General features: G+C 66.2%; 6 protein-coding genes. 4 read left to right on the plus strand and 2 right to left on the minus strand.

Annotation, left to right across the window (positions count from 1 at the left end):
- The coding region (locus WBF82_RS20615; RefSeq protein WP_424384791.1) for an FAD-binding oxidoreductase at nt 1-704 on the minus strand (704 nt) is incomplete at its 3' end.
- Between the two features lie 72 nt (nt 705-776).
- Here WBF82_RS20615 and WBF82_RS20620 point away from each other — a divergent pair.
- From WBF82_RS20620 to WBF82_RS20635, 4 genes are all read left to right on the plus strand, one after another.
- A complete protein-coding gene (locus WBF82_RS20620) occupies nt 777-2,177 on the plus strand; it encodes a class I adenylate-forming enzyme family protein (protein WP_424384792.1) in 1,401 nt (466 codons plus the stop codon).
- Nucleotides 2,155-3,060 (plus strand): acyl-CoA dehydrogenase family protein, encoded by a 906-nt coding sequence (locus WBF82_RS20625; protein WP_424384793.1) that lies wholly within the window; start codon nt 2,155-2,157, stop codon nt 3,058-3,060. The genes WBF82_RS20620 and WBF82_RS20625 overlap by 23 nt, the downstream gene beginning before the upstream one ends.
- Nucleotides 3,047-4,129, plus strand: coding sequence for an acyl-CoA dehydrogenase family protein (locus WBF82_RS20630; protein ID WP_424384794.1), 1,083 nt, complete (start codon nt 3,047-3,049; stop codon nt 4,127-4,129). The genes WBF82_RS20625 and WBF82_RS20630 overlap by 14 nt, the downstream gene beginning before the upstream one ends.
- 63 nt (nt 4,130-4,192) lie before the next feature.
- Nucleotides 4,193-4,960, plus strand: a complete 768-nt coding sequence (locus tag WBF82_RS20635) for an enoyl-CoA hydratase/isomerase family protein (RefSeq protein ID WP_424384795.1) — start codon at nt 4,193-4,195, stop codon at nt 4,958-4,960.
- Between the two features lie 75 nt (nt 4,961-5,035).
- Here the strand turns inward: WBF82_RS20635 and WBF82_RS20640 are convergent.
- A partial coding sequence (locus WBF82_RS20640) for an SDR family NAD(P)-dependent oxidoreductase (protein ID WP_424384796.1) occupies nt 5,036-5,560 on the minus strand: 525 nt, incomplete at its 5' end.

Consider the following 5,560-nt stretch of genomic DNA (forward strand, 5'->3'; position numbering starts at 1 on the left):
GGTGCTTTCACCGCCGGCGAAGCATCGAAGTCCTCGACAAGCACGCGTGCCCCGGCGGGCAGCGCCGAGCGCACCACGGCCATGAAGCCTTCCGGTCCGCACACGTAGCATTCGGCGGCCGTGTCGCTGCCGACGAAATTGGTGACGGCCTCGGGGTCCAACAGGCCCTGTTCGTCATCGATATGGCGGTCCAGCGACAGCCGCCCCCGATAACGCTCCACGAGCTCGTCCCAGACCGCCTCGAAGATCACCGATGCCCGGTCGCGGTCGGCGCACAGTATCCGCACCGTGCGGTCGGTAGTCGCCAGCGCGCTTTTGGCCAGCGACAGGATCGGTGTGACGCCGCTGCCGCCCGCGAATGCCAGCAATGGCACCGAAGTCGGACTCAAGACGAAGGTGCCCGCGGCGCGGGTCATGGTCAGCTCGTCGCCCTCGACCACGTTGTCGACCATCCAGTTGGAGACCCTGCCGCCGGCCACCCGCTTGACCGTGGTCATCAGCTCACCGTCGGTCTCCGGCGCGCTCGACATCGAATACGAGCGATACAGCTCCTCGCCGTCGACGGTCACCCGGAACGTGCAGTACTGCCCGGCCCGGTAGGCGAACGGCTGCTCATGCGGGGCAAGCACAAAGGTGCGCGTGTCGGCCGTCTCCTTGATGATCCGCCTCACCGTGGCCTGCTGGAACACGTGGCGTTCCGCCATGCCTGCACCTTCCACACTTTGCGTTCTTCACTTCAGAGAATACTATTCTCTCAAAACGATAGGATGTTCTCAATGTCTGCGACGGCGCTCGTGTTCGAGGAGCGGCAGTACACGCTGCCGCAGCTCGACGCGCTGGCCGACGGCCTGGCAGCGAGTTTGCGCGGACGTGGTGTGACGTCCGGGCAGCGGGTGGCGTTGATGGCGTCCAACCGGCCCGAGTTCGTCGTCGCGCTGCACGCGATCTGGCGGCTGGCCGCGACCGTCGTGCTGATCAGCCCTGCCTGGAAGCGCGCCGAAGTCGAGCACGCGCTGGCATTGACGAACCCGTCGCACGCCGTCGGTGACCACCCGGTGCTGGCGGATCTGATGCCGATGCTGCATCTCGACGAGCCGATCTCGACCGGCGAACCGCTGTTCGGGTCGCCGCTGCCGGATGCCGATGCTGTGTTGGCGTTCAGCTCGGGCACCACCGGCCTGCCCAAGGCCGTTCGGCACACCCACGCCTCGTTGCACGCGGCCGTTCGGCACTGGCGCGACGCGCTGGATTTGACCTCGCGGGACCGAATCCAGATCACCACCCCGCCGTCGCACATCCTCGGCTTGCTCAACATTGTGACGGCACTGCAGACCGGCGTGTGGATGCGGATGCATCGCCGATTCGACATCGACCGAATCCTGCAGCACATCGAAGCCGATCGGATCACCGTCGAAATGGCCGTCGCCCCAATCGCGTTGGCCATCGCCTCGCATCCGCGACTCGAGTCCTACGACCTTTCGTCGTTGCGGTTCATCATGTGGGGCGCGACCCCGGTCAGCGAAAGTGTCGCCCAAACCGTCACCCGACGCACCGGCGTCGGGTGGGTTCCGGCGTACGGCACCACCGAGCTGCCGGTCATCGCCTGCAATCCGCTCGACGGCGCCCGGCTCGACTCGGTTGGCCGGCCGGTGCCCGGTGTGGCGGTGCGGGTTGCGTCGCTACAGACCGGCGGCCCAGTCGGTCCGGGCGAGGTCGGCGAGATCCAGGCCCGGTCGGAGTCATTGATGGCCGGCTACTTACCCCGCGAAGCGACGCGAGATGCATTGTGCGACGGCTGGTATCGCACCGGCGACGTCGGGTATCTCGACACCGGCGGCTGGCTGCGGATCACCGACCGGTCCAAGGACATGATCAAGGTCCGCGGTTTTCAGGTTGCGCCCGCCGAGATCGAGGCCGTGCTGCACGCTCATCCCGCCGTCGAAGACTGCGCGGTATTCGGCATCCCCGACGGCGCCGACGGCGAGTCGGTGGTAGCCGCCGTCGCGACGCGGGAACCGGTCGACGCCGCCGAACTCACCGCGCGGGTGGGGGAGAGGCTAGCGTCGTACAAACGTTTGAGCCGTGTGGTTTTCGTGCCCGAAATACCTCGGCTGCCCTCCGGAAAGGTGCTACGCCGCGTGCTAAAGGAGCAGTATGGATGTACGTCTGACCGCTGAACAACAACAACTGCGCGACGCCGCGGCCAAGCTGGCCGACGACCTCGGCCCGGGGTCGGTACAAGATCTCGCCGACGACGAGCGAATTGCCCGGCTGGACAAGCAAATCGAGATGACAGGCTGGCGATCGCTGCGCTCCGACGGGGCCTCCGGAGTAGAAGTGGCGATCGTCGCCGACGAATTCGGCCGTGGCTTGGTCGACGCGCCATTCCTCGGACCGGTGCTAGTCGACGACCTGGCCCGACACATCGGCCACGACGGCTCGGGAGCGACCATCGCTGTGGATGGTCACGGTATCGACGCAAGGGGCTATCAGCGCGCGTTGACATTGGAAGCGACGACTGTGCTCGCCGCCGATTTGGGCGCAGTCGGCGAGGCCGTAGATCTGACCAGAGCTGCGGCCGACGTCATCGGAACAGCCAGCGCCGTAGGCGAACTAGACTCCGACGCTGCCGCGCGGTGGCTAGCGCTCGCCTTGGCCACGACGTGCGCCGACCTGGTTGGAACTGCTCGAGGTGCGCACACCCTGGCATGTGATTACGCGAAAATCCGTGAGCAGTACGGTAATTCTATCGGCTCTAATCAGGCCATCGCGCACCTGCTCGCGGAAAGCCTTGCCCTGATCGAGGGTTCGGTCAGTGTGCTGCGACATGCGGCCTGGGCTGTTGACGAGTTGGCGCCTGCCGAGGCGATACGGGCCGCTCGGGTCGCAAAGATCTACTGCGCGCGCGCCGCGCGAACGGTGTGCGAGACCGCAATCCAGGTGCACGGCGGCATCGGCAATACCTGGGAATGCCTGGCGCACGTCTATTTGCGGCGTGCGCTGACATCAACCGAACTGTGGCCCGTCAAGCTGGAGGAGATCGACGTTGGACTTCCGTGATTCGGCCGAGGAAGCCGCATTCCGCGATCGGTTACGGTCGTGGCTTGCGGTGCACGCCAAGGAGTTCCCCAGCTCGGGTGACGAGTACTGGGCGCGGCAGGGTGAATGGCATCGGGCGCTGTATGAGGGCGGCTTCTTCGGGCTGTCCTGGCCGCGTGAGTACGGCGGGCAGGAGCTGCCTCCGGTGTACGACGTCATTCTCGACGAAGAGCTGGCGCGGGCGGGTGCTCCACCGAGGCCCAGCCTCGGCTACCTGGTCTCCGGCCTGACCCGACATGGCAGCAAGGAGCTGTGCAGCCGGTTTTTGCCCGGCATGATCAACGGCTCCGAACGATGGTGCCAGGGCTTTTCCGAGCCCGGCTCCGGCTCGGATCTCGCATCGCTGACCACCACCGCCACCCGTGACGGCGACAACTACGTCATCCAGGGCCACAAGATTTGGACCAGCTACTCCGATGTCGCCGACTGGTGTCTGCTATTGGCCCGCACCGATCCGGACGCCAAACGTCACCGCGGCATTTCGGCGTTTATCATCTCGATGAAACAACCTGGCGTGCAACAGCGTCCGCTGCGGATGATCAACGGTGTCACCACCGAATTCGGTCAGGTGTTCTTCGACGGCGCGACGGTGCCGGCCGCGCACATGGTGGGCGCCCCGGGTGAGGGCTGGCCGCTGGCGATGACGGTGGTCGGCCACGAACGCGAACCGTCCACCCTGGGCTACGCGGCGCGCTACGGCAAGCTCGTTCGTGAACTGGCCGCGCGCACCGACGGCCCGGCTTCCCCCGAATTAGCTTGGGCTGCAGTGCAGACCGAAATGCTGACTCATCACGTGCGGCGGCGATTGTCCGAGCAGCTCGACGGTGTGACGCACACGTCGGACGGATCGCTGGACAAGCTGCTGATGACCTGGGTCGAGCAGTCGGTCGGCCACGCCGCGCTGGCCGTCGCCGGTATCGACGATCCCGGTCTGCTGTCGGCTTACCTCTACAGCCGTGCCCAAAGCGTGATGGGCGGAACATCGCAAATCCAGAAGAACATCATCGCCGCACGAATCTTGGGATTGTAGGAGTGATCGCGAACGCCGGCGAAGCCCGGGTGAAGCGGGTCACGACCATCGAAGGAGCCTGACGTGTACGACATGCCGACCGAAATCGACGTCCAGGCCGACGGGCCGCTGCGGATCATCACGTTGAACCGCCCCGATTCGCTTAACTCGGTCAACGATGACCTGCACCACGGACTGGCCAAGCTGTGGCAACGGATGAGCGATGACCGCACTGCCCGCGCCGCAGTGATAACCGGTGCGGGACGGGCCTTTTCGGCAGGTGGTGATTTCGCGTATCTCAAGGAGTTGGCGGCCGACGCCGACCTGCGGGCCAAGACCATCGCCGACGGGCGCGAGATCGTGCTCGGGATGGCACGCTGCCGAGTGCCGGTGGTGGCGGCGGTCAACGGTCCGGCCGTCGGCCTGGGCTGCAGCCTGGTTGCACTGAGCGACATCGTCTACATCGCCGAAGACGCCTATCTTGCCGACCCGCATGTGCAGGTGGGGTTGGTGGCCGCAGACGGCGGACCGCTGACCTGGCCGCTGCACATCAGCCTGCTGTTGGCCAAGGAGTACGCGCTGACCGGCACGCGCATCTCCGCCAAGCGGGCGGTCGAACTGGGCCTGGCCAACCATGTGGTCGCCGATCCGGTCGCCGAGGCAACCAAGGCCGCGAAGAAGATCCTCGAACTGCCGCAGCAAGCCGTCGAGAGCACCAAACGCGTCCTCAACGTGCATCTCGAGCGCGCGGTGTTGGCCACGCTGGACTACGCCCTGTCAGCGGAGAACCAGTCCTTCCAAACCGAGGACTTCCGCTCGATCGTGACCAAGCTGGCCGCCGGCAAGAACTGACTAGGCGCGCCCAGAGGGCGGACAGCCGCACTCTGGGCTACGAAAGTGCGGCCAGCCGCACCCTCGGGCCTACGGCTACTTCGGCGGGAAGCGCAGCGCCCCATCCAGTCGGATGACTTCGCCGTTGAGGTAATCGTTTTCGACGATGCTTTGCACGAAGGCGCCGTACTCGGCGGATCGGCCCATCCGCTTGGGGAAGGGAATCTGCGGACCCCAGTACGCCTCCAGCTGGTCACCCGCTTGGCCGTAGGCCGGCGTCAAGAACGTGCCGGGGGCGATGGTGACCACCCGGATCCCAAGCGGCGACAGGTCGCGGGCGGCGACCAAGGTCATGCCGACGACGCCACCCTTGGCCGCCGCGTAGGGCAGCTGACCGATCTGGCCTTCGTAGGCGGCGATCGATGCGGTGTTGATGATGACCCCGCGGGCGCCCTCGTCGACCGGATCTTGCCGCGCCATGGCCGCGGCGGCCAGCCGAAGCACGTTGAACACACCGGTCAGGTAGACGTCGATCGTCGTCTTGAAGCCGTCCAGGTCCAGCGGTGCGCCGTCCTTGCCGACCAGCCGGCCTCCGCTGGCCGGGCCGCCATGCGCATCCAC

Origin of the sequence: Mycobacterium sp., assembly GCF_049673265.1 — a bacterium.
Lineage (GTDB): Bacteria > Actinomycetota > Actinomycetes > Mycobacteriales > Mycobacteriaceae > Mycobacterium.